The organism is Levilactobacillus lindianensis, assembly GCF_003946095.1.
In the GTDB taxonomy this organism is placed as follows: Bacteria; Bacillota; Bacilli; order Lactobacillales; family Lactobacillaceae; genus Levilactobacillus; species Levilactobacillus lindianensis.
In genome coordinates this window covers 96,905-123,776 of the sequence record NZ_RHOD01000005.1, presented here as the reverse complement: position 1 = coordinate 123,776, position 26,872 = coordinate 96,905, and the positions used below count along the sequence as shown (strand labels likewise).

General features: G+C 50.1%; 28 protein-coding genes and 1 other annotated feature. Of the genes, 10 read left to right on the top strand and 18 right to left on the bottom strand.

The window, feature by feature from the left end:
- Positions 1 to 564: 564 nt before the first annotated feature.
- Both tyrS and EKM70_RS03265 read right to left on the bottom strand, forming a co-directional pair.
- The gene (gene tyrS, locus EKM70_RS03270) at positions 565 to 1,824 is read right to left on the bottom strand and encodes a tyrosine--tRNA ligase (protein WP_125545214.1); all 1,260 of its coding nucleotides are present in this window, start codon (positions 1,822 to 1,824) and stop codon (positions 565 to 567) included.
- Between the two features lie 56 nt (positions 1,825 to 1,880).
- Positions 1,881 to 2,078, bottom strand: a binding site (T-box leader).
- Between the two features lie 45 nt (positions 2,079 to 2,123).
- Positions 2,124 to 3,494, bottom strand: a complete 1,371-nt coding sequence (locus tag EKM70_RS03265; protein ID WP_125545212.1) for an Nramp family divalent metal transporter — start codon at positions 3,492 to 3,494, stop codon at positions 2,124 to 2,126.
- 209 nt (positions 3,495 to 3,703) lie between these two features.
- On the opposite strand from EKM70_RS03265, the gene EKM70_RS03260 reads away from it, so the two are divergent.
- Positions 3,704 to 3,943 (top strand): hypothetical protein, encoded by a 240-nt coding sequence (locus EKM70_RS03260; RefSeq protein WP_125545210.1) that lies wholly within the window; start codon positions 3,704 to 3,706, stop codon positions 3,941 to 3,943.
- Here the strand turns inward: EKM70_RS03260 and EKM70_RS03255 are convergent.
- The 3 genes from EKM70_RS03255 to EKM70_RS03245 all read right to left on the bottom strand — a co-directional run bounded on the left by EKM70_RS03255 (position 3,940) and on the right by EKM70_RS03245 (position 6,299).
- Positions 3,940 to 4,332 (bottom strand): MarR family winged helix-turn-helix transcriptional regulator, encoded by a 393-nt coding sequence (locus tag EKM70_RS03255; RefSeq protein ID WP_125545208.1) that lies wholly within the window; start codon positions 4,330 to 4,332, stop codon positions 3,940 to 3,942. The genes EKM70_RS03260 and EKM70_RS03255 overlap by 4 nt on opposite strands.
- Before the next feature lie 147 nt (positions 4,333 to 4,479).
- Complete coding sequence (locus EKM70_RS03250; protein WP_125545206.1) at positions 4,480 to 5,958, bottom strand: helix-turn-helix domain-containing protein; 1,479 nt, start codon at positions 5,956 to 5,958, stop codon at positions 4,480 to 4,482.
- Positions 5,959 to 6,056: 98 nt separating this feature from the next.
- Positions 6,057 to 6,299 carry a hypothetical protein gene (locus tag EKM70_RS03245; RefSeq protein ID WP_125545204.1) on the bottom strand — a complete coding sequence of 81 codons (243 nt, stop codon included), beginning with the start codon at positions 6,297 to 6,299 and terminating at the stop codon, positions 6,057 to 6,059.
- A gap of 231 nt (positions 6,300 to 6,530) precedes the next feature.
- Between EKM70_RS03245 and EKM70_RS03240 the strand changes: the two genes are divergently transcribed.
- From EKM70_RS03240 to EKM70_RS03225, 4 genes are all read left to right on the top strand, one after another.
- The gene (locus EKM70_RS03240) at positions 6,531 to 7,751 is read left to right on the top strand and encodes a glycosyltransferase family 2 protein (protein WP_125545202.1); all 1,221 of its coding nucleotides are present in this window, start codon (positions 6,531 to 6,533) and stop codon (positions 7,749 to 7,751) included.
- 1 nt (position 7,752) lies between these two features.
- Positions 7,753 to 8,043, top strand: coding sequence for a hypothetical protein (locus EKM70_RS03235; protein WP_125545200.1), 291 nt, complete (start codon positions 7,753 to 7,755; stop codon positions 8,041 to 8,043).
- On the top strand, positions 8,043 to 8,948 hold the full coding sequence (locus EKM70_RS03230; RefSeq protein ID WP_125545198.1) for a polysaccharide deacetylase family protein: 906 nt from the start codon (positions 8,043 to 8,045) through the stop codon (positions 8,946 to 8,948). The genes EKM70_RS03235 and EKM70_RS03230 overlap by 1 nt, the downstream gene beginning before the upstream one ends.
- A 148-nt stretch (positions 8,949 to 9,096) precedes the next feature.
- Positions 9,097 to 9,600 carry an LURP-one-related/scramblase family protein gene (locus EKM70_RS03225; protein ID WP_125545196.1) on the top strand — a complete coding sequence of 168 codons (504 nt, stop codon included), beginning with the start codon at positions 9,097 to 9,099 and terminating at the stop codon, positions 9,598 to 9,600.
- A 217-nt stretch (positions 9,601 to 9,817) separates the two neighbouring features.
- Here the strand turns inward: EKM70_RS03225 and EKM70_RS03220 are convergent, their stop codons facing one another.
- Both EKM70_RS03220 and EKM70_RS03215 read right to left on the bottom strand, forming a co-directional pair.
- A complete protein-coding gene (locus EKM70_RS03220; protein ID WP_125545194.1) occupies positions 9,818 to 11,236 on the bottom strand; it encodes a cytosine permease in 1,419 nt (472 codons plus the stop codon).
- Between the two features lie 27 nt (positions 11,237 to 11,263).
- A complete protein-coding gene (locus EKM70_RS03215) occupies positions 11,264 to 11,704 on the bottom strand; it encodes a nucleoside 2-deoxyribosyltransferase (protein ID WP_125545192.1) in 441 nt (146 codons plus the stop codon).
- Between the two features lie 349 nt (positions 11,705 to 12,053).
- On the opposite strand from EKM70_RS03215, the gene EKM70_RS03210 reads away from it, so the two are divergent.
- Genes EKM70_RS03210 through EKM70_RS03200 form a run of 3 tightly spaced genes read left to right on the top strand, consistent with a single transcriptional unit; the run spans position 12,054 to position 14,315 of the window.
- Positions 12,054 to 12,530 (top strand): PH domain-containing protein, encoded by a 477-nt coding sequence (locus EKM70_RS03210; protein ID WP_125545190.1) that lies wholly within the window; start codon positions 12,054 to 12,056, stop codon positions 12,528 to 12,530.
- Complete coding sequence (locus EKM70_RS03205; protein WP_125545188.1) at positions 12,517 to 13,953, top strand: PH domain-containing protein; 1,437 nt, start codon at positions 12,517 to 12,519, stop codon at positions 13,951 to 13,953. Before EKM70_RS03210 ends, EKM70_RS03205 begins: the two co-directional genes overlap by 14 nt.
- 14 nt (positions 13,954 to 13,967) lie before the next feature.
- A complete protein-coding gene (locus tag EKM70_RS03200) occupies positions 13,968 to 14,315 on the top strand; it encodes a DUF2200 domain-containing protein (RefSeq protein ID WP_125545186.1) in 348 nt (115 codons plus the stop codon).
- A gap of 138 nt (positions 14,316 to 14,453) precedes the next feature.
- Here EKM70_RS03200 and EKM70_RS03195 read toward each other — a convergent pair whose 3' ends face one another.
- The 9 genes from EKM70_RS03195 to EKM70_RS03155 form a co-directional block, all read right to left on the bottom strand.
- A complete protein-coding gene (locus EKM70_RS03195) occupies positions 14,454 to 15,404 on the bottom strand; it encodes an ABC transporter permease (RefSeq protein ID WP_125545184.1) in 951 nt (316 codons plus the stop codon).
- An 11-nt stretch (positions 15,405 to 15,415) separates the two neighbouring features.
- Complete coding sequence (locus EKM70_RS03190) at positions 15,416 to 16,309, bottom strand: ATP-binding cassette domain-containing protein (protein WP_125545182.1); 894 nt, start codon at positions 16,307 to 16,309, stop codon at positions 15,416 to 15,418.
- The gene (locus EKM70_RS03185; RefSeq protein WP_125545180.1) at positions 16,306 to 16,680 is read right to left on the bottom strand and encodes a GntR family transcriptional regulator; all 375 of its coding nucleotides are present in this window, start codon (positions 16,678 to 16,680) and stop codon (positions 16,306 to 16,308) included. Before EKM70_RS03185 ends, EKM70_RS03190 begins: the two co-directional genes overlap by 4 nt.
- 158 nt (positions 16,681 to 16,838) lie before the next feature.
- The gene (locus tag EKM70_RS03180) at positions 16,839 to 17,567 is read right to left on the bottom strand and encodes a DUF975 family protein (protein ID WP_125545178.1); all 729 of its coding nucleotides are present in this window, start codon (positions 17,565 to 17,567) and stop codon (positions 16,839 to 16,841) included.
- A 174-nt stretch (positions 17,568 to 17,741) separates the two neighbouring features.
- The gene (locus tag EKM70_RS03175) at positions 17,742 to 17,960 is read right to left on the bottom strand and encodes a hypothetical protein (protein WP_125545176.1); all 219 of its coding nucleotides are present in this window, start codon (positions 17,958 to 17,960) and stop codon (positions 17,742 to 17,744) included.
- Positions 17,961 to 18,226: 266 nt separating this feature from the next.
- A complete protein-coding gene (locus tag EKM70_RS03170) occupies positions 18,227 to 19,855 on the bottom strand; it encodes an ABC-F family ATP-binding cassette domain-containing protein (protein WP_125545174.1) in 1,629 nt (542 codons plus the stop codon).
- 132 nt (positions 19,856 to 19,987) lie between these two features.
- Positions 19,988 to 20,848, bottom strand: coding sequence for an AraC family transcriptional regulator (locus EKM70_RS03165; protein ID WP_125545173.1), 861 nt, complete (start codon positions 20,846 to 20,848; stop codon positions 19,988 to 19,990).
- An 811-nt stretch (positions 20,849 to 21,659) separates the two neighbouring features.
- Positions 21,660 to 22,853 (bottom strand): MFS transporter, encoded by a 1,194-nt coding sequence (locus tag EKM70_RS03160; RefSeq protein WP_125545171.1) that lies wholly within the window; start codon positions 22,851 to 22,853, stop codon positions 21,660 to 21,662.
- A 175-nt stretch (positions 22,854 to 23,028) separates the two neighbouring features.
- Entirely contained in the window at positions 23,029 to 23,916 is an 888-nt protein-coding gene (locus EKM70_RS03155) for a LysR family transcriptional regulator (RefSeq protein ID WP_125545169.1), read from the bottom strand.
- Positions 23,917 to 24,033: 117 nt separating this feature from the next.
- Here EKM70_RS03155 and EKM70_RS03150 point away from each other — a divergent pair, with 117 nt between their 5' ends.
- A complete protein-coding gene (locus EKM70_RS03150; protein WP_125545167.1) occupies positions 24,034 to 25,062 on the top strand; it encodes a YeiH family protein in 1,029 nt (342 codons plus the stop codon).
- Between the two features lie 44 nt (positions 25,063 to 25,106).
- On the opposite strand, the gene EKM70_RS03145 is transcribed toward EKM70_RS03150, so the two are convergent.
- Entirely contained in the window at positions 25,107 to 25,715 is a 609-nt protein-coding gene (locus EKM70_RS03145; RefSeq protein ID WP_125545165.1) for a cadmium resistance transporter, read from the bottom strand.
- Positions 25,716 to 25,785: 70 nt separating this feature from the next.
- Between EKM70_RS03145 and EKM70_RS03140 the strand changes: the two genes are divergently transcribed.
- Complete coding sequence (locus tag EKM70_RS03140; RefSeq protein ID WP_125545163.1) at positions 25,786 to 26,124, top strand: ArsR/SmtB family transcription factor; 339 nt, start codon at positions 25,786 to 25,788, stop codon at positions 26,122 to 26,124.
- Positions 26,125 to 26,187: 63 nt separating this feature from the next.
- On the opposite strand, the gene EKM70_RS03135 is transcribed toward EKM70_RS03140, so the two are convergent.
- A complete protein-coding gene (locus EKM70_RS03135) occupies positions 26,188 to 26,733 on the bottom strand; it encodes a hypothetical protein (protein ID WP_125545161.1) in 546 nt (181 codons plus the stop codon).
- Positions 26,734 to 26,872 lie beyond the last annotated feature (139 nt).

Here is a 26,872-nt window from a genome sequence, read left to right as displayed (position 1 = left end):
GATGATGGCTTGAATAGCTCATCGATTGTTGTTACTTTTTTATAAAAGCGAATTGACTTCGCAAATATTGTTTGGGTTTGATATAAATATCAAACCGCCCTACACATATTTGGTTTGTCGAAACAATGTTCAGTTTTCAAAGGTCTACCAGCCGTTTGCCGAAGCAATCAGCTTAATTATCATACCATTCTATCGGTATGCTGTCAACGAAATATTGATGTATCAATATTTCGTCCCAATCGACCGTCGCAAACGCGACAGCTCAATCAATATAACATTTTGTTGTCCGCTCTGTCAACAACTATTTTCAATGTTTAAATTGGTCTAGTTGATGACTCGCTGTGACAACGTCTATAACTATACCAACCATAGACCCCCATCGTCAACTAAAAATTGAAAATAAACGTATCTTTTTTCAAAGACAAATCTTATGGTTGAAAGCTCGTGAATTGTTAACTGACGGCCGTGTGTTCCCTACATTTTCTCTTGCAATCATTCGCTTTTATTTTTGCAACAAAAAAGCCCAACTACCGTCACTGGCAATTGGGCTCACATATTCAAGTCTTAATCGGCAATCCGAACTAAGAAGTAACGCTTCTTCCCACGACGAATAATCACAAACTTACCGTCAAAGGCACTCTTAGGGTCAACATCGGCAGCCACATCCGTGACCTTTTCACCATTAACCCGAATAGCACCGTTCGTAATATCTTCACGTGCTTGACGCCGTGAGGATTCAATCTTCGTGTCATCCACTAACCATTCAACGATGTTCTTCGTCTCGGAAGTAACCGTCACGGATGGCATCTTCTTGAAACCTTGTTCGATTTCACTAGCAGATAGGTCAGCGACATTACCAGAGAACAAGGCCTTGGTAATATGTTCGGCTTCAACGACGGCTTCATCCCCATGAACAAAGGCCGTCACTTCTTCAGCTAACCGCTTTTGGGCTTCCCGCTTCTCTGGGTGCGTCGCCACAGCCGTCTCTAATTCCTTGATTTGATCTTCATCTAAGAAGGTAAAGTACTTCAAGAATTTAACAACATCGCGGTCATCCGTGTTAATCCAGAATTGGTAGAACTCGTAAGGTGAGGTCTTTTCAGGGTCCAACCAGATGTTGCCCCCTTCGGACTTCCCAAATTTAGTCCCGTCAGCCTTCAATAATAAGGGAATCGTTAACCCGTAGGCCTTGGCTTCGCCACCTTGTTCCTTGTGGATCAGGTCAATTCCGGCGGTAATGTTCCCCCATTGGTCGGCACCTCCGATTTGGAGTTGGACATCTTCTGCCGTAAACAAATGAAGGAAATCGATCGATTGCAGAATTTGGTAGGTAAATTCCGTGTAAGAAATCCCCACTTCTAGTCGTGAAGCCACAACTTCCTTGTTTAACATGTTATTCACGTTAAACAACTTCCCATAGTCTCGCAGGAAGTCCAGGAGAGAGAGCTTCGACAACCAATCGTAGTTGTTCACGATCTTAAAGGTCCCGTCCTGACCGAAGAGATGTTCCATTTGTTTCGTCAAGCACTCTTGGTTGTGACGAACTTGGTCCATCGTTTGCAGAACCCGTTCGGCCTTCTTACCAGACGGGTCACCGATTGAACCGGTAGCCCCACCAATTACAATATATGGTCGGTGACCAGCCAATTGGAATCGTTTCAGAATCATGAAGGGAATCAGGTGTCCAATGTGCATGGAGTCCCCAGTGGGGTCAATCCCAGCGTAGAGACCCACGGCCTTTTCGTTTACCAGTTCACCCAGCCCGGCTTCATCCGTTTGCTGGTTAATGGCACCACGCCATTTTAGTTCATCAATAATTGACATCTGCAAGTCCTCCTAAGGTTTATTTCCAATAAAAAAGTCCCCAATGACTAATAGTCATCAGGGACGAATTGAAATCCGCGTTACCACCCAAGTTGTTGTCAATTGACAACCGCTCGTCATTGTTAACGGAATGACCCGCCGATCACTCGGCCGCTCCACAGGGTAATTCGTGATGATGGTCGTCCTAACTTCCAGCGCCGTTAGGTCTCTTAACCGGTGCCACCCTCACTACTGTACTGCTTCATCGCTTATGATGTGATCATACCGGCCCATCCCCGAAAAGTCAATACATGCCGCGGCTAAAATAACCCACTGAGGCTCCCCCAGACGATCTGGAGATTCAAGATCGTCAGAACAGCGGTACAGACCCAAGCGAGGACGGTCACCCACCGCTTATTGACATATTCTTCACCCATGATCTTCTTGGAAGAGGTAAAGACCGTTAGCGGAATCATAGAAAATGGGAGCGCGATTGACAGGAAGACCTGCGAGTTAACCAGCAAATGATCCAAGGCAGCTTCATTGCCCCCATAGATAATCGTGCAGACTACCACGGGAACCACTGAGACCAGTCGGGTCACCAATCGACGGACCCACAAAGGCACCTTCATATTGATGAAACCTTCCATAATAACTTGACCGGTCAAAGTTCCGGTAATCGTCGAGTTCTGACCTGAGGCTAACAAGGCCACCGCAAACAACGTAGACAGAAGTGGTGATGCTACTGCCCCGGCTAAGCGGTTATCTTGCAAGGCCGCATACAGGTTCCCAAACGTCCCCAACTGATCGGTTGCCTTGCCGAAGAACATGGCGGCCCCTAACAGTAACAAGAGACAGTTGATGATAAACGCACCGAATAACTGAATGTTCGAATCCCAAGTCGTAAACTTCACGGCCCGGCGCATCTCAGCTGGATCGGATCGATCGAACTTACGGCTCTGGGAGATCGAAGAATGCAGGTAGAGGTTATGCGGCATCACCGTGGCCCCAACGATCCCTAATGCCATCGTGAGTTGCCCCGAATGCATGATTTCAGTCCGTGGCACTAAGTTGGCCACCGCTGCACCCATATTGGGCTGCGCAATAATGACCTCGTAGGCAAAGACGACCAGAATCACCGTAATCAGGCAGACGACGATCGCTTCGATCTTCCGGAAGCCCAGCTTCGTCAATAGTAATAGAAGTAAGACGTCAAAAACGGTTAGAGAAACTCCCAAGATCAACGGCACCCCGAACAGCAATTGCAGGGCAATGGCCCCCCCAATTACTTCAGCAATATCCGTGGCCATAATGGCCAACTCGGTCACCACCCATAGGACGGCCCCGATGCGTTTCGTGGTATGAGCCCGCGTTGCTTGGGCCAAGTCCATCTGGGTCACAATTCCCAGTTTAGCCGCCATGTATTGCAATAACATCGCGATTAAACTCGAAATCAAGATCACGGACATTAACAGGTAGCCGTACTGGGCACCCCCACCGATCGACGTCACCCAGTTACCTGGGTCCATGTACCCCACGGCAACCAAGGCCCCCGGTCCGGAGAAGGCCATGAGATTTTTCCAAAACCCTTTACTCTTCGGAACGGCAACCGTCCCATTGATTTCCTGCAAAGACGGCCCGTTAGCGTAACCGGTCAACCCGGTATTTTCCGTTGAAACGTTGTCGCTCATGTCTTGTCACACTCTCTTTCTCTTTAACTATCTCACCATTATACTGACGTACCACCGGTTGTAAAGGGTTTTTTAACCATCCCTAACTTTAATTTTATATCACCCAGTAATTAGCTAATCCCTAAAATACCGCTGAGCCTTGCAATTCAGCGACAATCCGGGGATAATACTCGAGTCTTAATTTTTCTGTAGAAAGGTGCGGTTGACGCATGAATTACACGCGATTCTTTCTGGAAATGCTCGCCCCCATCTTCATTGCCGTTCTAGTGATCGCCGGTCTCAGTGCCTGGATTACCGGCCGCCTGACTGCCACCACGCTTGGCCTCGCTGTGCTAGGCAGTGCGGGACTCACCGTCACCGTGCTCAGTGGCCTCATTGCCGATCTCTGGGAGCATCACCAAACCGTCACGCATCCCCTGAAAGAACAACAAAAAACCGGAAGACCTTAACTGGTCTGCCGGTTTTCTTCTACCGTTGCCGTATTTTTTAAATGTTGAAGGGTCATGGCCAACTGACTCGGCAACTCCCGTTGAATCACCGCTAACTGATTCTCACCAGCGGGGGTCAAGGCCAAGTAGCGACGCCGCCGGTCACGAGCAATGACCCGCTGACTCAAATAACCACGTTTACAGAGATCCACAACTAAATTAGAGGTCCGAGTCGCCGAAAATCCCAGCTTTTCTGCAGCCTGCGCCACAGTCAGCTGGTCTACGGCCACATAATTTAACAACTCACACTGGGGCAAGTTCAGGTCAAGCTTAGCCAAGGGCTGGTTGTAACACCTGGTCACCACCCCATAGATTTGCGTTAATTGACGTAACTGCGCTTCCTCCACCATCGTTTTCCACTCCAATTATGTAATTGTATCCGCTTTCATTGTACCACGAATAGGGTTTCGGCTCTATGCCGTTTCTACAGAGGTGACTATTGTGTCTATTCAAAAAGGACTCAAGCCCACGGCCCGAATCCTCCATCGTCACCAAGCCTAATCCGGCTGGTGGCTACGATTATTAAAGTCTAAAGCAAACAGCGACAGATCATGGTGCCGCAACACCCCAATCAGCCGATCCAAATTCTCCCCGTAGGCAATCTCCTTAACCCAGTGGAAGGACTCCAACTGATGTTGCTCGGCAAAACCGGCGGCCAAGGGGTCCACCCCATAGATCACCAGGTAATTGTCGCGCCGGTCGGGATCAATCACGGTCTGATCAGTCAGCAGACTCAGATGAACAATCCCACTGAGCAAGCGGTTAAAGATATCCGTGGTCACTCCGATCATGTCGTAGGTCACGAGAATTTCCACCTTGGCCGCCGTCAAGGTTAGGCCGTTGGTGTATTTACTCAGGTAACGTTGTACCAACCGTAAGTCTGCCGGAATCACCTGTTGCGGATACAGCCGTTGCATGGACTTGGCAATCGCCAACGCCGCGGCCTTCGATTCATCGGTCGGCTGGTAAAGTGCGGTAATTTCCGGTCGGAGCAACGGGTCCACCCGAAACAGCAACATGAACTGACATAAGGCAAACAGCCAGTTGGCAAACCAATTCCGGCCGGTGGCATAGTCACTGAGCGCTGGCACGCCCGGTGCGAGTTCATAGCTACCGACGTGTTGTTTCAGGGCAAGATACAACCGCACCATGGCGTGAGGTTGCAACGCCCGCACGAAGTACGGTGAGCTCGTCAGTAGGTAATCCAATGGGGCCAGCTGACGTAGGGCCACCTGAGGCGTGACCCCGAGCGAAGCCTGCAGCATCCCCGCCAACTGGCGCAGATCAACCAGGTGACCGATAGCAAAACGTAACGACTTATACCGATGCCCCTGTGACCAGCGCAGGACGGCCACCGTAATCAACAGTTCCCGACGTTGCGCCAGACTGGTCGATTCTTGATAGAGTTCATCATTCGTATAGGTTTCGATCAGGGCCCGTCGCAGTGGCTGCAACGCCACCGGAATGGTCGGCAACTCCCCTATCGCAGTAATCGTGGTGCTGAACAACATGAAATACAAGAGTTCAATCAGCGCTTCATTACCGGTCAGCCGTAGCGGGTTCGCCGCAAACTGCAGATCGTACTGGGCAAGCTGCTGTTTCATGGGCCGAATCCGCCGGTTAAAGGTTGATGAGCTAATCTGGTGATCCTCGCAAAAAGCGGCAATTGTTGGATACTTCTGCGTCAACGTGGCCATCATCATTTGATACGGCAGGCTAGTGGTATACAGCCAATGCCGATAGCCATCCATGGTAACCGCCGTCTGGAGGTCATCCTTGGTCAGTGTTGTCTGGGCGTCTAAGACCTTTAAGTCAGCCCGCAGACTCAACAACACGTGGTAGGCTCGCGAGTAGCTCACGGATGTTGATTCCGCAAAGTCGGTCAAATTAAAGTGCCGCCCGTGGTCATTCATAAAGGTCAACAGCTGGATTTTCAGAATTTCACGCGCTGTTAACATCGCAAAGTCAATCTTCACTTTACTTCACTTCACTTTTCAATCGGCTTGATGATATAGACAAGGCCCCCTTGCCCAATGGGCTAAAGGGGGTCTGCTCTGTTTATTTAACCGCCGGACTAATCGATGCTGGTAATGGTAATGTTACGTTCATCGAAGTCCGTCAACGTTTCCTTTAAAATAATCCGTGGGTCATCGTAACGCACACCTGGTAAGGCACTGCTCAGGTAGTTCCCGGTCATGCGGCCTTCGACGACCTCTGGCTGAATTAGCACATCCTGACCAACGTCCGTGGATAGCGTTACGCTTTCGCCCGCAACCAACCGGTCCATTAATGGTAAAATTGGCATCTTTTGCATCATTCCGATCACCCTCCAATTCTTATCTTTCCACTCTTCATTCTACCACGGTGGCCCCTAAAAATTCTCATCGACTGCTCGGTCCAGAACAATTAAAAACAAATATAATTATTAAAGCTTACGTTTTTACCACATTTCATTTCCGCCATTTCGTCCCCTGTCCTAGCATGCTATGCTCTAGGTCAAGCTAGTTAATATCGTTTATGTTCAATATTGGGGGAGAATTTTAAAGTTATGTGGTTTAACAATCTAAGCACGGCCTTTGTGGTCGGTTATCCCATCTTCGTTTCGATCATTTGGATTACCGGCTGCCTGTTTTCAAGCCTTTATCGGCGGCAACAATCCCGGCCTCTGGTCAAACCTGTCGAGGCCCCATTCGTTTCGATCTTGGTTCCGGCCCACAACGAAGTGGCGACACTGGCAGAAGCTATCCAGTCCTTAGCCGCATTGGATTACCGCCATTACGAAGTGGTCTTAATTGATGACTGTAGTAGCGATGCTACCCGGGAACTCATGGCTTCACTAAAGGAACAGTGGCGCGGCCAACTGAACATCACGATCGTGGCACTACCGGTGAACCAAGGCAAGGCTAACGCCCTAAATCAAGGACTACGAGTTGCTCGGGGAGATTATCTCGTGGCTATTGATGCCGACTCACTCCTGTCTCCGGGTGCCGTGACCCAATTAATGACCACGCTACTCGCTCAAACAGACTATGGCGCCGTCACAGGGAAACCCGTCGTCCGTAACCGGTCCAACCTTTTAGGTCGCCTGCAGTTGTTGGAGTACATTGGGGTGATCGATCTGATTAAGAAGGCCCAAGCCTATTTAACGGGGAGCATTACCACCGTCTCAGGCGTTATCGTGGCTTTTCGCCGCGAAGCCTTGGTTGCCGTTGGCGGCTGGAACCCCGATGTCATGACTGAAGACATCGACGTCACCTGGCGGCTTTATCGCCACCACTGGCGCGTCGCCTACGAACCGCGAGCCATCTGCTGGATCCTAGTTCCCGAACGCTTACGTGGCCTGATTAAGCAACGACAACGCTGGTCGCGAGGTGGCCTCGAAGTTCTAGTCACCAATTGGCGCGGCTTCTATCGCAATCCTTGGGGTCAACGTTTTCTGTTATTGGAGACCGTCGTCAGCAACCTGTGGGCCGTCCTCACGGCGTTAAGTGTCGTCAGCTATACGATTCAGCTACTCTTCCTTCATGGACTATCCTTGGATGGAAACCTCCTCGTCGTCCTCCTCCTACTCAGTGGAATTCAATTCACCGTAGGCTTCCTATCCTCACAAGTTACTGCCAAGCTTGCCGTTCCGGAGTTACTACTCGTTCCCATCTATGTGCTGTACTATTGGATGGTCAACCTAATCAGCTGCCTCTCGGCAATTGGCTCTTACTTTATCAGTCCACAACGGACCGGCACTTGGCGCAGTCCAGATCGGGGGATTTAACATGCAAAAACAACCGCTAGATCCCATCATTCGTCACCAAACGAGTCGTCTTAGCCGCTACGTTCGCGGTCTTGTCCTGACGACTCTGTGGGGGTTTGTCGCGCTGATCGTATTGGCCAATATCAGCTTTAAAGCTGGCTGGTACAGCGATACGCTGGTCAGCCTCTACCTACTTTTCAATTTAAAAGCCCACGCCGATGACCATCTGTTAGCGCTGATCGGCCTCCTACTCGTCCTGGTTCCCATCTACGCCGGTTGGCGGTGGGCTTGCCTACGAAGGGAGGAACGCTAATGTCGCGTTTATTTCGTAAAAGCCTCTTAGTGAGCCTGCTAGTTACCCTAATCTTCACCTTAGGCTGGACCGCCCACCGGCAGGCCGATCACCAACAACACATGCAAGCTGGCTACGCGCTACCCGCCCAGTACCAGCACGTGAAAAATGGTATTATGGTCTTCTGTTACCATCGCGTCCTGCAAGATTCCTTACCCACCCGTCTGGTTCAAGGCCTTTCAAACAACTCACAACTCCATGAATTCAACGTGCCACTGGACCAATTCAAGTCCCAAATGAAGTTTCTAAAGGACCATCACGTGCAGGTCATCTCCGCCGATACCATGACCCAGATGGTGCGGTCAGGAAAACCCATCCACGGTAAATATGCTGTGTTGAGCTTTGACGACATCGACCGAACCGTGGTCGATAACGCCATCCCCGTGATGAAGCACTACAACTTCCCCTTCACAGCCTTCATCATCACCGGCAATACCGGCGAGTACCGCGAGGGAACCCAACTGGCAACTTGGCGCCAAATTACCGCAGCTCAGCAGTCCGCTGGGGCTCTCATGACTTTAGGGTTACACACCCACAACCTGCACCACTTGAACGCTCGTTTTCAACCAGTCTTTATGCAGCCACATTTTGCAGGTCGTTTCCAGCGCGATTTCGATCTGTCTAAACGAGAACTACGGCAACACACCGGCGTCTTGGCCACCTCGTTTGCCTTTCCTTACGGTTCTGGCACCACCCAAATCAATCGCTTTTTGGCGAGTCAGCACCTCGATTGGGTCGCTACCCTAAACTCCGGAATCGTGACCGACCAAACCGATCTCAACGTGACCCCACGAATCGTGGTTAACCAAGAGAGTTGGCCGTCTATGAAGACGTGGTTATCGTCAACCAAGCCGCAAAAAGACTAGGCACCCTGCCCGAACGATCCTGGGTCTGGGCGCTTAGTTTTTAAATCTCCGCCAACATCTTCCAATCGTCCCAAAAGTCAACTATGATAGATCTAATTACTCAGAACAGCGAGTTACCTGAACTTCAACTCATATTGGAGGAGAAATCATGACTAAACTCTACCTAAATCAAAAAGTTCTATCTTTGCGGGACAAGTTCGATATTCTTGATGAACATGATAATCCTGTCTACCACGCGGTTGGTAGCGTCTTTCGGATTCCTAAACACTTTGACATCCTCGATCTCAACGACCGCGTCGTCGCCAGCGTGACGAAGAAGCCCCTCACCCTGATGCCCCAATTCACTCTGGAGATCGGTGGTCGGGCAGTGGCAACAATTCAAAAGCGTTTCACCTTTTTGAAACCCCACTACGACCTGACAGCAGCCGGCCTCACGGTTTCCGGTGACTTCTGGGACATGGACTTTGACGTCTCGCGCCAGGGGACGGTTGTCGGCCAGATTCGTAAGCGTTGGTTTAGTGTCGGCGATAAGTACGAAATCTCGGTCTTAGATGATCAAGCCGAACTCCTATTAGTGGGCTTAGTCATTGCGATTGACTACGTCAAGAAGCAAGCGGAAGCCGCCGCTAGTGGCGCCGCGGCTGGCCATTAGGAGCACATCCCAGATACCAACAGCTAATCCACAAAAATACGTTTCGACAAAACAAACTGGTACCCATCGTTTGGAGACTTCCAAGCCATGGGCACCAGTTTTTAATTTCGTTTTATCCAACTTAAACATTTAGTAGTTCAAATGACGGCAATTCAGACCAGACCTTCTGTAGCACGGTTAAAGTCTAACCCTAACCTTAGCAGGCGGTAAACTTGAACTAGCTTACCTGCTCTTCACCGTCGACACGAGAGGTAGTGGCTGTCACCGACATCCCAATCCAGTAAATCAAAGCCGTCAAAACCATGGCAATAAACGTGGCCCCGACAGTATCCGCAATCACACTGACCTGCTTAAGTCCCCAGTAAGAAGCCACTCCAAGCGCCCAGCTAGCCACGGCTACCCAATTCACCCCATGGGCATACCAGTAAGCCCCGCGGACGGCCGTAAATTCCTTAAGTTGGTAACGACGGCGTTTCAGGACAAAGTAATCAAGTAGGAAGATGGCAATCTCCGGCCCTAGAAACATGCCAATCCCATCGAGGAAGGTTTCGAAGACGTCCAGGAAACTAGCGAGATACACCGGAATGAAACTCACTGCGGTTGCCAGAATCGTTACCACCCATAGGCTTACATTTAAGGACAGGCGATGGGTGATGTTGGTTAGGGCCGACCCCGCTGACATCAAATTGACGGCATTCGCTGTCGTACTCGTCAGGACAATCACCAGCAGAGCAATCACGCCCAGGCCTAGTTTAGCCGCCACCGTACTGGGGTCCGAGTTATTCGGGTCAAAATGGTTCAACGATACAGCCGTGCCAATCGTGGCGAAGAGGCCAATCAGTGCGAACCAGAAGAGCCCGATGTTGGCCCCTAAGAAAGACGCCGTCGTAGCCGCCGAACGTTTATTGGTAAAGCGACTGAAATCGGAGGCCGCCGTCACCCAGGCTAAGTTAAAGGCCGCCAGCGTATCCGCCGCCACACCGGATGACATCTTCAAGGCATGGGGTGGTTGCCAACTCACGATGTCGTGGAACGAGACCGTTTGAAAGACCACTACCGATTCCCAGAGAACGAAGACAACAACCAGGATAATCCCGACTCGTTCGATCAACCGCACCGATCGTTCCCCCATCGAGATGCTCAAGAGGTGCAACACACTCATGATGACAATCCCCACGACGAGGCCAAAGGTCCCGCCCGGCTTACCATAGAGCGGCCAACCGAACAGCTCGCCAAATATGTAGCTGATTGACGTCGCGGCAATGAAGGTATTCACCGCGGCCCAACCAATGAACTGAACGACATTGATTACCGATGGCACGATGCTTCCGCGCAGGCCAAACGAGGCCCGGGTCAGTGCCATCGCGGGTAATCCGGTACGATAGCCCATGTAGCTCGCCGCGGCCAGAAGAACGTAAGCTAGAACCCCCACGATCATCAGCGTCGTCGAGGCTGTCAAGAAACCACAAGCCGCGATCACCCCACCGATATACCAGGTCCCGTTGTTGGCGTTAGCCCCAATCCAGGTCGCAAACAAATCCCAGTTTCCCATACGGCGACTCTCACGCGGTACCGCATCGACGCGGCCATAAGTTTTGGCCGGCGCTTTGACTAGCGTTTTAACTTCCTGTGCCATAATTAGCCCCTCCTTGATGATCGTGAATTACAGAACTTTACCGGTAAACTCATTGCCGGGTAGTTGTTGAAAATCATAGGTAGCAAGGGCGTTCACATCTTGAGTGTACCAGTGCAAACTTTCCGAAATCATCAAGTTGACCTGTTCCGTCTTCTCTTGGAGCACGATGATTGGCTTGTGACTCATCGTGGCCACCCCCAGTTCGTAGGCCGTACCAGAATCCACATTCTCAGCCTCAAAGTCAATCACCGTCACCACGATCTGAGCCGCTGCGATCTGGTCCATGTCACGGTGATAGATCTCAGTCGCCCAAGGCTTGGTAAATTGTTCGTGTTCGGCGTCTTGATGCAGCCGTGGTGAGTAGAAATCAACGACCGTGGGATTAGCTTCTAAGGCCTGTTCAACCCGTTGAACGCGGTCGATTTGTTCGGGACTAAAGAACGGACTTGCAACGTAGATTTGTGCCATGATGAATTCCTCCAAGTGAGTTTAATTCAGTCCTGGGCCATAAAAAAAGCGGCCGAATCCCGCGAGGATTCCAGCCGCTAGCCCCCACTGGTTCCCCAGTGGTTTCTACCGTACCTTTGTTAGCCTCACGGGACTAACTTCAAAGGACTGTTTACTTATTGGAGAGTATTATACGGGCTCATCGCCAAGTCGTCAAATCCAAAATTGAGGTTATCACGCCAGGTTAATCGTTTCACCTGCCGCGATAACTGGTCTAGATCAACCTAAAAAATATTTTCCTCAACAGTGCCAATTTGCTGCGACCAACCGCCTCTGCTACACTGTTTCTAACAGGAGAGGAAGTTTACATATGTCACAAATCCGAAACCCACTGCCCAATCGAATCAAACTGATCTGGGGAATCAGCGCCATCGGTAGCCTACTGGTGCTACTCATCGTAACCGGCTTATTCTGGTTGGCTCAAACCTACTGGAATTGGGCGGCCTGGCTGACCGTCACCATGCTCGTCATTGCTATTGGTGAACCCATCGTTGAAACCGCCCTGATTCCCTATCGTTATCGCTTCACCCGTTACATGATTTCCGACACTGCCGTCGAGATGCAGGCTGGCTTTATCTTTAAGAAGCGCGTCGCCATCCCCATTGCTCGGGTCCAAAATGTGACGCTCAATGCAGGACCGCTACTCCAGTGGCAAAAACTCTCTAAAGTCACCGTGGCCACAGCTTCCACGACTCATACCATCGAAGGATTGGAGCTAGCGATCGCCGAGCAGCTACGCGATCAGATCATGCAACTCGCTCGGGAGGCCCGCCATGACCAAAACTAAACGGACCCATCCCTTAGGCTTACTTGATCACCTCGCTAAATCGGTTAAAAACTGGTGGCCACTCTTACTTATTATTCTGGCTCAGAATCAATCCTGGTGGGGTAAACTTCTCATCCCCGCAGCGATTCTGATCTTTGTCATCTGGCCCCTGATTAGCTGGTGGTCAATTAGCTACCGCATCACGCCAACGGCCCTAGAATTTCACTCGGGCATTTTAGTTCGTCATCACGAGCACATCCCATATGCCCGCATCCAAACAGTCCAACGAAAACAGTGGTTCTATTTGGCCCCGTTTCATTTAGAAGAGGTCTCAGTCGAAACGGCCAGCCATGAAGACGGCAAGCCAGAAGTTCGGCTAGCCGCAGTGACGCCCGATGTGGCGGCTTTAATTGACCGCTATCGTCAAGCAGCCAACGCAATCCCAACCGACAATAGCACGGCAACTTCAGCTGAACCGGTTGCGACGCCGCCCGTTCAGGCCACCTATGCTTTGACATCCCGTTCCAAATGGCAATTTATTCTCACATCGACGGGATTCATCCCCATTCTCTTAGTGGCCTTGGGAATCTACGGTAAACTCCCACATGATCTCATCGAACGCCTGGGATCGGACCTCGCACATTTCAGTGTTCTGCTCCTCATTGGTGGTGCGCTGGTGATTGCTTTGGGGGCCTGGCTCTTCACCGCGGTCATGCTGTTAATTCGCTATTACCGCTTTCGGGCCACTCGCACAAACGATCAAATTCAAGTCGCCAAGGGGCTCTTTCAACGCAATACGATCACCGTCCCTTTGCAACGTATTCAGGCCATCCGCTTCAAGCAGACTATCTTTCGCCAGTGGATTGCGATCCAAACGACCCAGCTTCTCTTGGCCTCCCGCGCGGCGGCCGAAGATAATAACGACGACTTGGTCCTATTGCCCGCCGTCACGCAGCAACAGAGCTATGCCGACCTGCACCCCTTCGTCGACTGGACACCAACCACCGCACCCGATCTAACTGCCCTCAGCGTCACCAATGGTCGACGCTGGTTACTGGTCCGCAACGCGCTTCTCATCGCCTTAGTTCCCGTCGCCATCGCTACTTGGCTCTGGCCCACTTGGAACGCTCTCTTTGACATCGTCTTGATTATTGCTTTTGGTCAGGGATTGTTTGCGGCCAACAACACCGGGGGCAGTCTAGTCAATCATCACCTCTTGGTCTTACAAACAGGCCACTGGTGGACCCGAGAAACTTACTTGGTGCCGCTGGCTAAGATCCAGTCGGTTCGCCTCCGTCAGTCGATCTGGATGAAGCGAACTCACCTGATGCACCTCACCGTCAACGTGCGTCACGGCAATAATAACCAAGCCATTGCCCTGCGTTATCTGACAGCGCAACAGGCCGAATCCATCTATGATTGGTATCGCATGAACGCCAATTGAAAGGAGTTTTCCCCATGTCAACACCCCGCATCTTTACCATGCCGTTTGCCAAGGTCTATCCCCTTTATCTCAACAAAGCCGCTAAAAAACACCGATCGGCGGCAGAAGTCAACGCACTTATCTTGTGGCTCACAGGCTACGACCAGTCCGGTCTCGACCACCAGCTACAGGCCAACGTGGCTTGCCAGACCTTCTTCGAACAAGCCCCGGCCTTTAACCCACGAGCTATTTTGATTACTGGATCTATCTGTGGCGTACGGGTCGAGGACGTGGCCGATCCCACCATGCAGCGCATCCGCTACCTAGATAAACTGATCGACGAACTCGCCCACGGCAAGACGCTCGACCAAATCTACCGTTAGATCAAAAAACAGGCGCCGCCGACAAGATTGTCAGCGGTGCCTGTTTTTGTCGTCCAACCGTTCCCCAACGGTCACACGCTCCCCCTGGACGGCTGACTTCCCCCAGTCATGACCATCCGCTATTACCATTTTAAATTCCTACTCTCTAGCCTGTTTACTTTCTCGCCATTGATGCCACATCTCACCCAAGCGGGGCCGCCAAAGCCAGCTGTACCCGAAGAGTGCTGAAAAGATAAACGCGCCCACCATGGTCGTCACATCGGAATCGTAGCTGTACAACCACGTGACGTACACCACAAAGACCACGTATACCGGAACCCGCAAACGTGGGAACAAGAGATATTCCCCATTGTGCTCGAGTGACAAGTGTTGATACAAAACGGCACCCCAGATAAAGAGAACCACGGCAGCAACGAGCCAAACACCCGCGCCAATCCACGGCAAAGCCGATCTGGAAATCCTGAACCAGGGCCCACTTAAGATATTACCACCAATTCCACTTGAGCCAACTAAAGAAAGAGTAAAGCCTGCAATCGTCACAATGAGTGACCCTGTCTGCCCGACAATGGTCGAAGCAAACCAACTCAGAGAAAACATCCCAATCGAAACGACCAGGCCCATGGCCCAAGACGTGATGAGTCCTGGCCAGGCCAGTGTGAAGGTCGCACCACTCGGTTTACTCAGCCAGTACAGGAGATATTGAATGGCAATGACTACCGCCGCCATCCCCAGCAGGGCCCCAAGGGCCATCCGTAGCTTAGCCCAGTAGACCCTCAACCGACTGAAGCCGCTACTAAAGAGAAACTCGTTGAAGTGATCTCGCAGGTCGAGATGCATGATTTCCAATCCACCTAGCCAAAAGGCAAGAACCAGCCACCAGGAATATGCATTAAAGTAGTCTCCTCTGTACACTTGCCACTTATGAATCGACCCCGAGACAATCTGCATATTGGGCTCGGGATTCTGCTTCATCGTATGAAGTAAAATCAACGTCATCATGACGGTTCCCAACAGGGCAATACCACCAATCACGGCCATCAACTTGCGATGACGCCGCCAAATTAAACGATCTAATTTACTGCTAAACATGTCTGCCCCTCCTACTTCATCATCTGGTAACCTGTCTCGTGAGCTAGGTTAGCCCGGAACAGGTCTTCCAATGTCAATGGTAATTCTTCAAACAACACAGGCTTCAAGTCCTTCAGGGCCTGATCAATTTCCGGCGTGTAATTAGTAATGACCACCACCAAGACCCGGCCAGAAACCCGAATTAATTGGCTGTGTTCCTTTAAGACCGCCGGAATCACCCGGTCATTTAATACCAGCTGAATCTTCTTAGCCTTAGCCCGGATGTCTTCCAGATTGTAATCGTGAACCAATTTGCTGTCCTTTAGCAACAGCACCCGGTCACTTAACCCATCGAGTTCATTCAGGTCATGTGATGAAATCAGGAAACCCTTCTGTTGGTCGGCTACCTCGTCAATCACCATCGAGGCAATATTTTCGCGAATAATTACGTCTAAGCCATCGAAGGGTTCATCGAGAATGATATACGTGGCATTAGAGGTCAAGGCCAACACCAAGTTGACCAAGGCCCGCATCCCCTTGGATAGGCGACGATACTGGCTATTCCGGTCGAGTTTGAACTCAGCTAATAAAGATGTGAACCGTTGCTCGTCGAAGCGCGGATAGACAGCCCTGAAGAAATCTGGCAGTTCCCATAACCGATAATTATTTAAAAAGTTATATTGGGTATCGATAAAGAATAATTGCTGTTGCCGGCTGGGAACCCGCTGGGTATCCTGACCATCTACCGTCACGTGACCGGCTTCTGGCACGTAGTGATTCATCATGCTCCGGAACAGTGTGGTTTTCCCCACCCCATTCCGGCCGACTAACCCGAGAATTTCTCCGGGTGCCCATTCAAAAGTAATGTCTTGGATGATCTGTTGACCACCGATTTCCTTACTGAGTCCTGTTACATTTAAAGTCACTGTGCTTCCCCCTCATAGGCCACTTTGATCCAACTCACGACATCCTCTAAAGGCACGCCGAGGTATTGGATTTCCGTCAGTAGCGTTAATAATTGCTTCTTGGTCGCGACGACTTGGGCGGAATCTCCCGCTGGCGCCGTGGCCTCCCGTACGTAGGTCCCTTTACCATGGACCGTTGAGATGACGTGTTGGGATTCCAACTGTTTATAAGCCTTGCTCACCGTGTTCGGATTCAACTGTTCCTGACGCGCCATTTCACGCACCGACGGTAACCGGTCTCCCGGTCGCAAGATTCCCTGAACGATTTGCTGTTTTACCCGCAATACCAGTTGCTCGTAGTATGGCAGACTGGATTGATCGTTAACTTGCATGCTCTTCACCCCTTGGTTTGGCTACCTGTTCTGTGTGTACTATTATACCTAGTACAGTTAAAAAGACAACCCCTCGGGACGAAATAACCCAGCGAAACCCGTTTCAAAAGAAAGAGGGCCCGCTAAACCGCGTTGCCCTCACGTTTTGCTTTTTTAAATTAAGCTTCTGGCCCTTGATCCCCATCGAAGGTATCTGCAGCCGGCTGGTCTTCGTCTCTGATCACGAGCTGGTTATAAAACTTAGCCCGGGTCTGGTCATAGTACGGCTGAACAAAGAGTGCCGCAAAGCCAAAGGTAATCCCCTGCAACAGTATCCACCCGATAAAACTCAGGTCCATGATGAACAGAAAGGCCTTGTTGCCGTCCATCAACCGCCGAGATTCCGTAATCGCCTCTAGTGGCGTGATCGGATCATTTCGGTCGATAGCGTCCCGGTAAATATAAAATGATTGCGAATATGCATAGGCTTTAATCATTCCTGGGATAAAGAATAACAGGCTCCACAGAAAGGTGAAAATTCCCACTAAAATGGCAATAAAGAGCCAACCTAAGAAATACTGACCCTTGTCAAATAAGGCAAAGCTTCGTTGAATCGGGTGGTCCATCGTGATCTTACCCCGGTCCAAGTCAATCATGGTCAATTGGGACCCCACCCGCATGATCGAAGAGGCAATTGTCAGAACCCCAGCCAACGACAGGCCTCCGCCTAAGACAAATCCGGAATTATTGTTAACGGCCATAATCCAATTCATACTGCGTTGATAGGTCAGACCCCCAATGAAACCCAAGGCCAACCAAAGAATAGTCAACAAAAAGTAGAATTTAAAATGATCCAACACCTGAGCCTTGGCCCCGAGTTTGAAATCAATGCGATCCTGTGAATCCATAGCGAATCTCCTCCTCTGATGATTGCCTCATTGTAACATAATTGTAACAATAAGTTTAGGGGGGCTCCGGAATTCAACCAAATTTGCTATTGCCAAGTTAATACCAGGCCGCTGGGGCTACAATCCACCAAAAATCAGCGACTTAATTTCCAAGTCGCCGATTCCAAATTTTCTTTACTGATTACGCGATCCAGTGTGGCTGGGCAGACTGCTGGACTTGCTAGGACGCTCCCCACTCATCCCCTTAGGTGCGTTCTTCATCTGCTGAGTTTGGGCCGACTTGGCCTGTTGTTGACCCAGTAGGTAACCCGTTCCACCACCGCCAGCAAACAGAAGGAATCCTGCCATAACAAAGACTAACCAACGCTTGGGACCTTGCTGACTTGATTTCATGACACCCTCATCCTTTCGGCAGCTTATGACTTCGTTCATAAAAATTAGTCTAGCATCGGGAACTTAATGGGAACTAAACTGGGCGCATTGCGGCATTAAAAAGGGGATGACGGCTGTCATCCCTTTTGGTGATTTGAATTTAGATGGTCGAAACGTGCGCCAGAAGGCAGCCAACTCCGCTTAAACCTGCTAACTAAATAATCCAAGACCGGGATTATTCAGTTAGCAGCCTTAATGCTCTCTGGCTAACCGCCTTCTGTCACATTCTATTCAGCGTACAACGCCGCAACCTGATCCTGAACCTGTTGGTGGCCCAAGAACTCGTCGTAAGTCGTATCGGCGCGATCGACAATCCCCTTTGGTGAGACTTCAATGATGCGGTTGGCAATCGTTTGAATGAACTCGTGGTCATGGGAAGTGAAGAGAATACTACTCTTGAAGGACACCAGCGCGTCGTTTAACGCCGTGATGGATTCCAAGTCCAAGTGATTGGTTGGGTCGTCTAACAAGAGAACGTTCGCCTTGCTCAACATCATCTTGGATAACATCGCCCGCACTTTTTCGCCCCCGGACATCACGTCAACTTCACGGTTGACGTCGTCACCGGAGAACAGCATCTTCCCAAGGAAACCACGGAGGAAGGTGTTGTCACTTTCTTCCTTGGAAGCAAATTGCCGTAACCAGTCGATCACAGACATCTCGTTGTCGGCGAAGTAGTCGTTAACATTCTTAGGTAAATACGTCGTACTAGTCGTCTGACCCCAGGTAATCGTTCCGTTGTCTGGTTCCAACTCACCGGAAATGAGCTGCATCAGAATCGTGGTCGTTAAGTCATTACGACTGATGAAGGCTACCTTCTCACCGGGACGCAGGGTAAAACTCACATCGTCGAGAATCGTGACCCCATCAACGGCCTTGCTCAAATGTTCCACGCGAACCAGGTCATTCCCGAGCTCCCGTTCTGGATTGAACGAGATGAAAGGATACTTACGGGAAGATGGCTTGATGTCATCCAACGTAATCTTTTCCAATTGCTTCTTCCGGGATGTCGCTTGCTTAGACTTCGAGGCGTTGGCACTGAACCGAGCCACGAACTCTTGTAATTGCTTAATCTGATCGGCCTTCTTAGCATTGGCGTTAGCCTTCAGCTTAGCAGCCAATTCGCTAGATTCCATCCAGAAATCGTAGTTCCCAACAAACAGGGTAATCTTCCCAAAGTCCACGTCACACATGTGCGTGCAGACCTGGTTCAGGAAGTGTCGGTCATGGGAAACGACAATAACGGTGTTTTCGTAACCCGCCAAGAAGTTTTCTAACCAACTGATAGATTGAACGTCTAACCCGTTGGTCGGTTCGTCCAAGAGTAAAACATCGGGGTGACCGAACAAGGCTTGGCCCAGTAAGACTTTCACCTTCTGGGGTTCCGTCAGTTCACTCATTGGTAACTGGTGAAGTGATTCATCGATACCTAAGGATTGTAGCATCTGGCTCGCTTCGGCCTCGGCTTCCCAGCCACCCATTTCGCCAAATTCGGCTTCGAGTTCAGCGGCACGAATCCCATCTGCATCGCTGAAATCAGCCTTCATGTAGATGGCATTTTTTTCAATCATGATATCGTAGAGCTTCTTGTAACCTTGCATCACGGTGTTCAAGACCGTTTCATTTTCGAAGGCAAAGTGATCTTGGTTCAAGCTGGACATCCGTTCATTCGGGCCCATGGAGACCGTCCCCGTCGTTGGCTTGAGTTTGTTCTCAATGATTTTCAGGAACGTGGACTTGCCGGCGCCGTTAGCGCCAATGACCCCATAACAATTCCCCGGGGTGAACTTAAGATTGACTTCGTCGTAGAGCTTCCGGTCGGAGAACTGCATACTGACATTATTGACGGTTAACATGAACGATACCTCCTGTGATTTTCGCGTAAAAAACCAACGTGTCAATTAACGGCAACGTTGGTTCTGCACTCGTATTCGTTGTGTTATGTTGGCTCAGTCTACCATAAATACCCCATACAAGCAATGGTTATGCTACGACCAAGCCCGTTGTGCGGCATAGCGTTCGCGATAAGTCATCGGCGTCATCTGGAAGTGCTGTTTGAACGTCACGAAAAAGTTCTTTTCCGTCCGAAAGCCCGTCTTGGTCGCAATGGTTTGAATTGAATCTTGGGAGGTCATCAGGAGTTCTGTCGCTCGTTCCAAGCGGATCTGACCCAGATAAGCCTTGGGGGCCACCCCCATATATTCCTTGAAGAATCGGGAGAAATACACGCTGGAGTAATTGAGTCGTTCGGCTAAGTCGGCAATTGAGAAGGCCGTGCCATACTTTTCTTGAATCTCGGTAACGGCCTGCCGGAGTGGCTCTGGCAGAGGTAATTGGTCATTGCTGACCTGCCCATTAACCTGCAAGTGCTTTAACAATTGACCCACCAATTGATATTCCGCACCTAGACTCGCAAGATAGTCCGCCCGCTGATCCGGCTCCGTCACAGCATTGGTGGCTAATGTGTCCACAGCGCGTCCCAAGTCACGATACGGCTCTGCTCTTAGATTCAGGTCCAACGGCCCCCAGATCGGTAACTGTTCGTCCTCAACCACATTGCGGAGCCAGGCTGCGGGTAAAAGAAGCGTCACGATCTGATTGTCCTCATCTAGGTACGTTTCATAACTGTGCACCACTTCTGAGTTAACCACGTAGAGGTGGTGATCTTGCATTTCAAACGTCGAGCTCCCAATATGAACGGTTCCTGGATGGCCCCGATACGCATAGGCTAATTCAACCGAATTGTGCCAGTGCGGCAAAACCATTTTTGGTCCACAAGTGCCGTGATCGATAACTCTCAGCGGCAGTGCCATCGTATAATTCAGTCGTTCGTGATACGGCTGTGGCATGGTGATTCCTCCCTTTCAAATTTTGAACAAACCCAGCCATTTCTGGCGTCATGATTTAACTAGACCAATCTTCTCAATTACGCTTAATATTAGCATACCACGTACAGGACCAACTAGGTTAAAATTAGTAACTCACTCCTTAAATTACGGGATTCACCAAACCCTTAATCCCCCATATAATGTACTTGTAACATCCGGATGGATACAAATCATTTGATACCTGATGGGCCTTTCCAACGGGACCAATTCGGGGTCAAGATGCTTTGTTTGCCGCTTCAACTTGTTTATGCGCTACTGGGGGGTAACGCATAAATACCGCGACCGTTTAGTTTGTTCGAGCCGTAACTCAACAGCTGGCGCCATCCTGGTTCATGACCACACGTTGTCCCTTTGGGGAGAGACAATGTGGCTGACACCAACCAACTATTTATTACTGGATCACTGATTCTCTTGGGGAAGAGACCAGTGATACGGTTGTTCCAACAGAATAGGCCATGGCCAATCGGAGGCTTTGGGGGAGGCAGCTAGCTTTGCTAGCTGCTTTTTTGTGTTCTCGGTGGAATTAAAAACCGTTTAGAACCTAGTGGGGCTGCGTGTTTGGTCCCTTCGTTTAATCCTTTTATAGATGAAAAAGAGCCTGGAAACTAGTCCCAGGCTCTTCTGTCGTTGGTATTTATTTGGTGGAAACGTGTGAAAAAGGGCAGTCAGTTCCGCTTAACACTGATAACCAAATAATCCAAAACCAGGATTATCTGGTTATCACCGTTAATGCTCGCTGACTAACCGCCCCTTTCCACACTCTTTTTCTTTTCTATTCTACCGATTGCATCGCTTCGGGCCGTTTCAACAGAAACGCCATCAGGTAAGAAACGATGAGGAAGCCCGCTACCACGAGGTATGGGTAGTGCGGGTTCATGTCTAGTAACATCCCCGACATGATGGGGCCGACAATGTTACCGATACTGGTAAGCGACATGTTCAATCCATTAATCAAGCCTTGGTTGGATTCGCTGGCTTTGGTTAACAGCGTGGTAATCGCTGGGCGTAATAGGTCAAATGAGGAGAAGATAATTAGTGTCGCAATTATCACGGCAATCTTCCCGTGAGCCTGAGTAATCCAGACTACACAGATGGCTGCCAGGAAGAAGCAGGCCCGAATAACCCGCCGTTCACCCCACCGACTCACCAGGGTATCAAACATCGCCACTTGCAGGAATAATGAGATTAATCCATTAAGGGTCAACACTAACGCGATGTTGCTTAAGCTAAAGTGGAACACCTCGTTGACGTAGATACTGTAGATACTTTCGAACCCTTGGAGACCAAACGAGGAAACCAAAATCATCGTAAAGAGAATGATGATGGGAACCGTCCAGAAAGCCCGACTCATGGGATGGGCTGAAGGTTCGGCAATTGGATCATCAACCTCAGCCATGGTCTTCTTAGTTTCAGCATCACTGGGTAAGAGGCTAATCAGGACAATTGCACTAACTAAGCCTAACGCACCAGCAGCCCAGAAAGGCGTCTTATAACTGATACCAGCCAAGATTCCTCCGATTCCGGGTCCCAAGATGAGTCCCCCACTAAAAGCCGCAGACAGCCAGCCAATGACTCTTGCTCGCTGATGCTTCGTGGTAATATCGGCGGCCAAGGCCATCGCGGTTGGCACTACCATGGCGGCGGATAACCCACCGATTAACCGCGAAATGTTGAAGACCATTAACCGGTTGGTCAAGGCAAACAACACCTCGGACACCATGAATAACAAGAGCCCGGCGGTTAATACGGGCTTCCGGCCGATGCGATCGGAGAGCCGCCCAATGATTGGCGAAGCCACAAATTGGGCAAAGGCAAAGAGGGAATTCATAATCCCCATATCGGTGGCGGTCAGATGCAACTCATTCTTGATGAATGGCATGACCGGAATCACTAAACTAATCCCCAGACAGACTAGGAATTCACTAAAAATTAAAATAAAAATGGCCCGTTTCGTTTTTTTCGTCACGGCGGCTCACCCCTTCTCTGATTTTTGACGACAATAGTACTACTATATCAATATTTGATAGTGTTTGTCTAATCATCTGCTCAAAAGAGTACGAGAAAAGGCGTTTTGCCGGCGAACATTAACGGGGACTGCTGGCTTATTCGCACGTTTTGCCAATATAAATTTTAGGAGGAACCTACCCTTGGTGCCCTCGCAGCCATGCTCCCCAGTTCCGATAGTCACGTGCCAGATAGCTATCACGTGGATAGACCAGATCGAGATCATGGTTGAGTTGGCCGGCCGCTAGAGGGAGTACCCGCAGGTCACCGCGGGCAATCGCGGTCGCCGCCACGGAACGATACACGAAGCTCACGCCACTCCCTTGGGCTACCAACTCCCGAATTGCCGTGGGGTTGTTCACGGTGATGACCTGGGAAAATTCCGCCAATGAGACGTTGGCCGCCCCAGCCAAATGTAGCAAGATTTCACGACTACCAGAGCCGACCTCCCGCACAATCAACGGGTATTTAAGAAGGTCAGGCCACCCCACAGTCGGCAGATCCGCCAAGGGATGATTGGCCGCCACCACACCAACAAACGGTTCTTGCCGGACGACTTGATAGTCATACTGGCTCTTATCAAAGTTCCCTTCAATCAGGGCAAAGTCACTTTCACCAGTAGTCAATGCCCGCAAGGCCGCCTGGGTATTCGTTACCCGGCAGGTGATTTCCTGGTAGGACCCGGCTAACTGAAGGTGCCTGATCAGTTGCGGTGCGAGAAATTCACTGAGCGACAGCGTTGTACTGAAGGTCAGCCGTTTCGGGGTTCGCGGATGCTTGAGGTGATCCAACACCTTATCCGTCTGAACTTGGACCCGCTGAATCAGATCCGCCAGCTCCCGTCCAGCCGGGGTAATTGTGAGATGAGGCCGCTGATAAGTGACGAGTGTCACCCCCAGTTCTCCCTCCAGACTCTTGATCTGCTGGGAAACGGCAGGCTGGGTAATGTAAAGCTGTTGTGCCGTCTGAGTATAGGACTTCGTGGTGGCAAGTACTAGAAATGTTTGATAGCGATTGTCGAGCATGTTTTTTTCCTTCTTCCAATCATAAGGTGCCCTTATAACGTCATTATTCATTACAATTTTAACTTATGATGAGTTTCCGGTAAACTAGGACTTATCATTTTTGAGGAGGATAACATCTTGGATATTCGAACAACCCTTAGTACGCGTAGCTTCTGGTTTGCCGCCGGTGCAACTCTGATTTGTGCCGTCCTAGGTAGTGAACTCGCCCAGCTCCCTTACTTAAACTTGGTAGGTGCCTTAGTTCTGGCGCTTTTGCTAGGTATGCTGTGTCAGCTGAGTCCCCGGACCATCGCCGTCAGCCGTGATGGGATTGGCTTCATTAGTAATAAATTTCTGCGTTTAGGTATTATTTTATTAGGATTCAAATTAAACCTCATTCAATTGGCCCAGGCCGGCGTTAAGACCATCGCCTTAGCCGCTGTCGTCGTGACCGGCATGGTCTTATTGACCTACAATCTTAGCCGGAAGCTTGGCGTCGATCGTGAGCTCGCAATTCTCACGGCCACGGGGACTAGCATCTGTGGGGCCGCCGCCGTCATGGGTGTCTCACCTCAGATCAAGGTCAGCCCCGACAAGGCCGAACGTCAACGGGAAAACGAAGTCCTGGCTGTGGCCATCGTGGCCATTTTAGGAACGGTGTTCACACTGATTGAGATTGGCTTGAAGCCCCTGCTTCACTTGACCGCCGTTCAATTTGGCGTCATGACCGGGGGATCACTTCATGAGATCGCCCACGCTGTTGCCGCCGGTAGTGCTGGTGGTCCGGTCAGTCTAGACACGGCCATCATCACTAAACTTTCTCGGGTTCTCTTGCTCGCACCGGCCGCCCTGATCATTGGCTGGTGGTACCAGAAACAAACGACCACCACAACTACTAATGAACATACGAAGCTCCCAATTCCCTGGTTCATGGCCGGCTTCCTACTGACTAGTATTCTAGGCACCTGGTTACCACTAAGTGCCGCTGTCTTAGCTGGTTTAGTCAAATTGGCCTACGTTTTCTTGGGAATGGCCATGGCCGCTCTGGGAATGAGCGTCAACTTCCGGGTCATCTTCCAACGCGGGGGCAATGTCTTTCTTGCCGCCACGCTATCCTCAGTGGTTCTCCTGACTGGGGTCACCATTGCTAGCAAATTATTCTTCTAACAGTAAAAATGCGACCAGGATAACCGCCCGATCGCATTTTTTATTTACACTAATAAGTGAATCAGATGGGGCACCGTGCCACTATCCCATAAGATATACAGTCCAATTAGAATGTAAACAGCCACGGTGATATAGCGGCCTTCTTTTTCGAGAATATCCGCCACGCGGGGCAAGCACGCCAGTCGATACCCAATCTCCCAGAAAATCACAACCATGACAGCAAACGTCAGGAGGATCAGGGGAATCGTGCCGGGGGCCACCGTGGTAAACAACGGCACGTAGATCCCTACGTTGTCTGCCCCACAAGTGGCCATGGTGATCAGGGCCACACTGCCAATTAACCGTTTCGGGTCCGCCACCTTGGCCGCAATGGCCTCGGTATCGTCATCATCTCCGGCAACCCACAACTTGATTCCCAGAAAAATCGGAATTAATCCCAACAGCCCTAGCAACCACGGTGCCGGAACAAAACCCAAGAAAAACGCTATGGCTAAAGAGCTGCCGACCAAGACGACTGTCCCCAAGAAGTCCCCGATTAAGACCAGCCACCGGTCTTCATGCTTTACGCGGCCAAAGATTACCATTAGAATAATTAAGTAGTCGAGTCCAGTTGACACATACGCTGTGACTCCTGTTAAAATTGTTTTTATCATGACGCATCTCCCCACATATGTTGTTCATAACATATGTTATCATGATCATATGAAAGGAGCAAGCCTTTTTATGTCGGCAACCACTCAAAACGTTCATTTAATCCAAGAACCCGCACTTGATGCCTCTCAGGATATCTTCAAGCTCTTGAGTAACACAACGCGGTTACAAATCCTTTACCTCTTAGAGCAAAAGGAACTCAACGTCAGTGAACTTAGCAATCTGCTCGCCGTGGAACAATCGGTCATCTCCCACCAGCTTGCGCTCCTGAAGAAGGAACAGTTGGTGACCTCGCGGCGGGTAGGTAAACAAAATTTCTATCAGCTCGACGATCCTCACATTCTGGATATCGTGAATGAAACCCTGGCGCACGTGGATCACGTGTTGCGGGGGAAGAAACATGGACAGTAAAAGCGCTTGGAATTTAAATTCCAAACGCTTTTTTTATTCCTATTTTGCCACTGATTACATGAGCTAATTCAGGCTATGTTTACGTTCGCCCTTGTAGTAGTGATTGCCGTACTTTTTCGCTAACTTTTTCGTATGGTAACCATGACCGGTCGTCCAATACCCGGTGGTAGGACCACCAGCTATCTGTAAAACCGGCACCTTATGGCCACCAAGCTTATGAGTCGTCACACGATAGGCAGCACAGTCGCCGCCCCATTGTTCCCAGCCCCAAACGGTAACCCAAGTTTGTTTCTTGGCCTTCGCATTCTTCGCAATAAACCAAGATGGATGTTTCGAGTTTGTCGTGTGTTTGACAACGTACGACGTCTTCCGCGAATGCAGACGCTCTACAAAACCGTTATCGACAAGTTTAGTCGCTGTAATCTTATACTTATACATCGTGTTGTACTGATAAGAATACCAAGTTCCCCGCATACGCTTTGGAAAAGTCTTTAACGTCGTCTTTGCTTTCGCATGGACAACTTGTGCTGGACTGGTAGTTGCAACACCCACGCCAATGAATAACGATAATCCTGTGACCAACAAGACACCGAACCGTCCTAATTTCATGAATATCCTCCTATAGAAAATTATTCAGTATGTACATTGTAATTATGGCACAAACATTCGCGGTCAACAATACTTTCCACTAGCCGAACATCACCTAATTATTTTGGTACTTATACATTAATTTTTGTTGGTTTTTCTG

Excerpts from the sequence above, each read along its gene's own strand:
- EKM70_RS03220 (WP_125545194.1), bottom strand. The coding sequence starts at position 11,236 with ATGGCACAGGAAGTTAAAACGCTAGTCAAAGCGCCGGCCAAAACTTAT.
- EKM70_RS03185 (WP_125545180.1), bottom strand. The coding sequence starts at position 16,680 with ATGCAAGTTAACGATCAATCCAGTCTGCCATACTACGAGCAACTGGTA.
- EKM70_RS03195 (WP_125545184.1), bottom strand. The coding sequence starts at position 15,404 with ATGTTTAGCAGTAAATTAGATCGTTTAATTTGGCGGCGTCATCGCAAG.
- EKM70_RS03245 (WP_125545204.1), bottom strand. The coding sequence starts at position 6,299 with ATGATGCAAAAGATGCCAATTTTACCATTAATGGACCGGTTGGTTGCG.
- EKM70_RS03215 (WP_125545192.1), bottom strand. The coding sequence starts at position 11,704 with ATGGCACAAATCTACGTTGCAAGTCCGTTCTTTAGTCCCGAACAAATC.
- EKM70_RS03180 (WP_125545178.1), bottom strand. The coding sequence starts at position 17,567 with ATGGATTCACAGGATCGCATTGATTTCAAACTCGGGGCCAAGGCTCAG.
- EKM70_RS03225 (WP_125545196.1), top strand. The coding sequence starts at position 9,097 with ATGACTAAACTCTACCTAAATCAAAAAGTTCTATCTTTGCGGGACAAG.
- EKM70_RS03170 (WP_125545174.1), bottom strand. The coding sequence starts at position 19,855 with ATGTTAACCGTCAATAATGTCAGTATGCAGTTCTCCGACCGGAAGCTC.
- EKM70_RS03140 (WP_125545163.1), top strand. The coding sequence starts at position 25,786 with ATGTCGGCAACCACTCAAAACGTTCATTTAATCCAAGAACCCGCACTT.
- EKM70_RS03240 (WP_125545202.1), top strand. The coding sequence starts at position 6,531 with ATGTGGTTTAACAATCTAAGCACGGCCTTTGTGGTCGGTTATCCCATC.
- EKM70_RS03230 (WP_125545198.1), top strand. The coding sequence starts at position 8,043 with ATGTCGCGTTTATTTCGTAAAAGCCTCTTAGTGAGCCTGCTAGTTACC.
- EKM70_RS03200 (WP_125545186.1), top strand. The coding sequence starts at position 13,968 with ATGTCAACACCCCGCATCTTTACCATGCCGTTTGCCAAGGTCTATCCC.
- EKM70_RS03205 (WP_125545188.1), top strand. The coding sequence starts at position 12,517 with ATGACCAAAACTAAACGGACCCATCCCTTAGGCTTACTTGATCACCTC.
- EKM70_RS03135 (WP_125545161.1), bottom strand. The coding sequence starts at position 26,733 with ATGAAATTAGGACGGTTCGGTGTCTTGTTGGTCACAGGATTATCGTTA.
- EKM70_RS03155 (WP_125545169.1), bottom strand. The coding sequence starts at position 23,916 with ATGCTCGACAATCGCTATCAAACATTTCTAGTACTTGCCACCACGAAG.
- EKM70_RS03260 (WP_125545210.1), top strand. The coding sequence starts at position 3,704 with ATGAATTACACGCGATTCTTTCTGGAAATGCTCGCCCCCATCTTCATT.
- EKM70_RS03145 (WP_125545165.1), bottom strand. The coding sequence starts at position 25,715 with ATGATAAAAACAATTTTAACAGGAGTCACAGCGTATGTGTCAACTGGA.
- EKM70_RS03210 (WP_125545190.1), top strand. The coding sequence starts at position 12,054 with ATGTCACAAATCCGAAACCCACTGCCCAATCGAATCAAACTGATCTGG.
- EKM70_RS03175 (WP_125545176.1), bottom strand. The coding sequence starts at position 17,960 with ATGAAATCAAGTCAGCAAGGTCCCAAGCGTTGGTTAGTCTTTGTTATG.
- EKM70_RS03165 (WP_125545173.1), bottom strand. The coding sequence starts at position 20,848 with ATGCCACAGCCGTATCACGAACGACTGAATTATACGATGGCACTGCCG.
- EKM70_RS03235 (WP_125545200.1), top strand. The coding sequence starts at position 7,753 with ATGCAAAAACAACCGCTAGATCCCATCATTCGTCACCAAACGAGTCGT.
- EKM70_RS03255 (WP_125545208.1), bottom strand. The coding sequence starts at position 4,332 with ATGGTGGAGGAAGCGCAGTTACGTCAATTAACGCAAATCTATGGGGTG.
- tyrS (WP_125545214.1), bottom strand. The coding sequence starts at position 1,824 with ATGTCAATTATTGATGAACTAAAATGGCGTGGTGCCATTAACCAGCAA.
- EKM70_RS03265 (WP_125545212.1), bottom strand. The coding sequence starts at position 3,494 with ATGAGCGACAACGTTTCAACGGAAAATACCGGGTTGACCGGTTACGCT.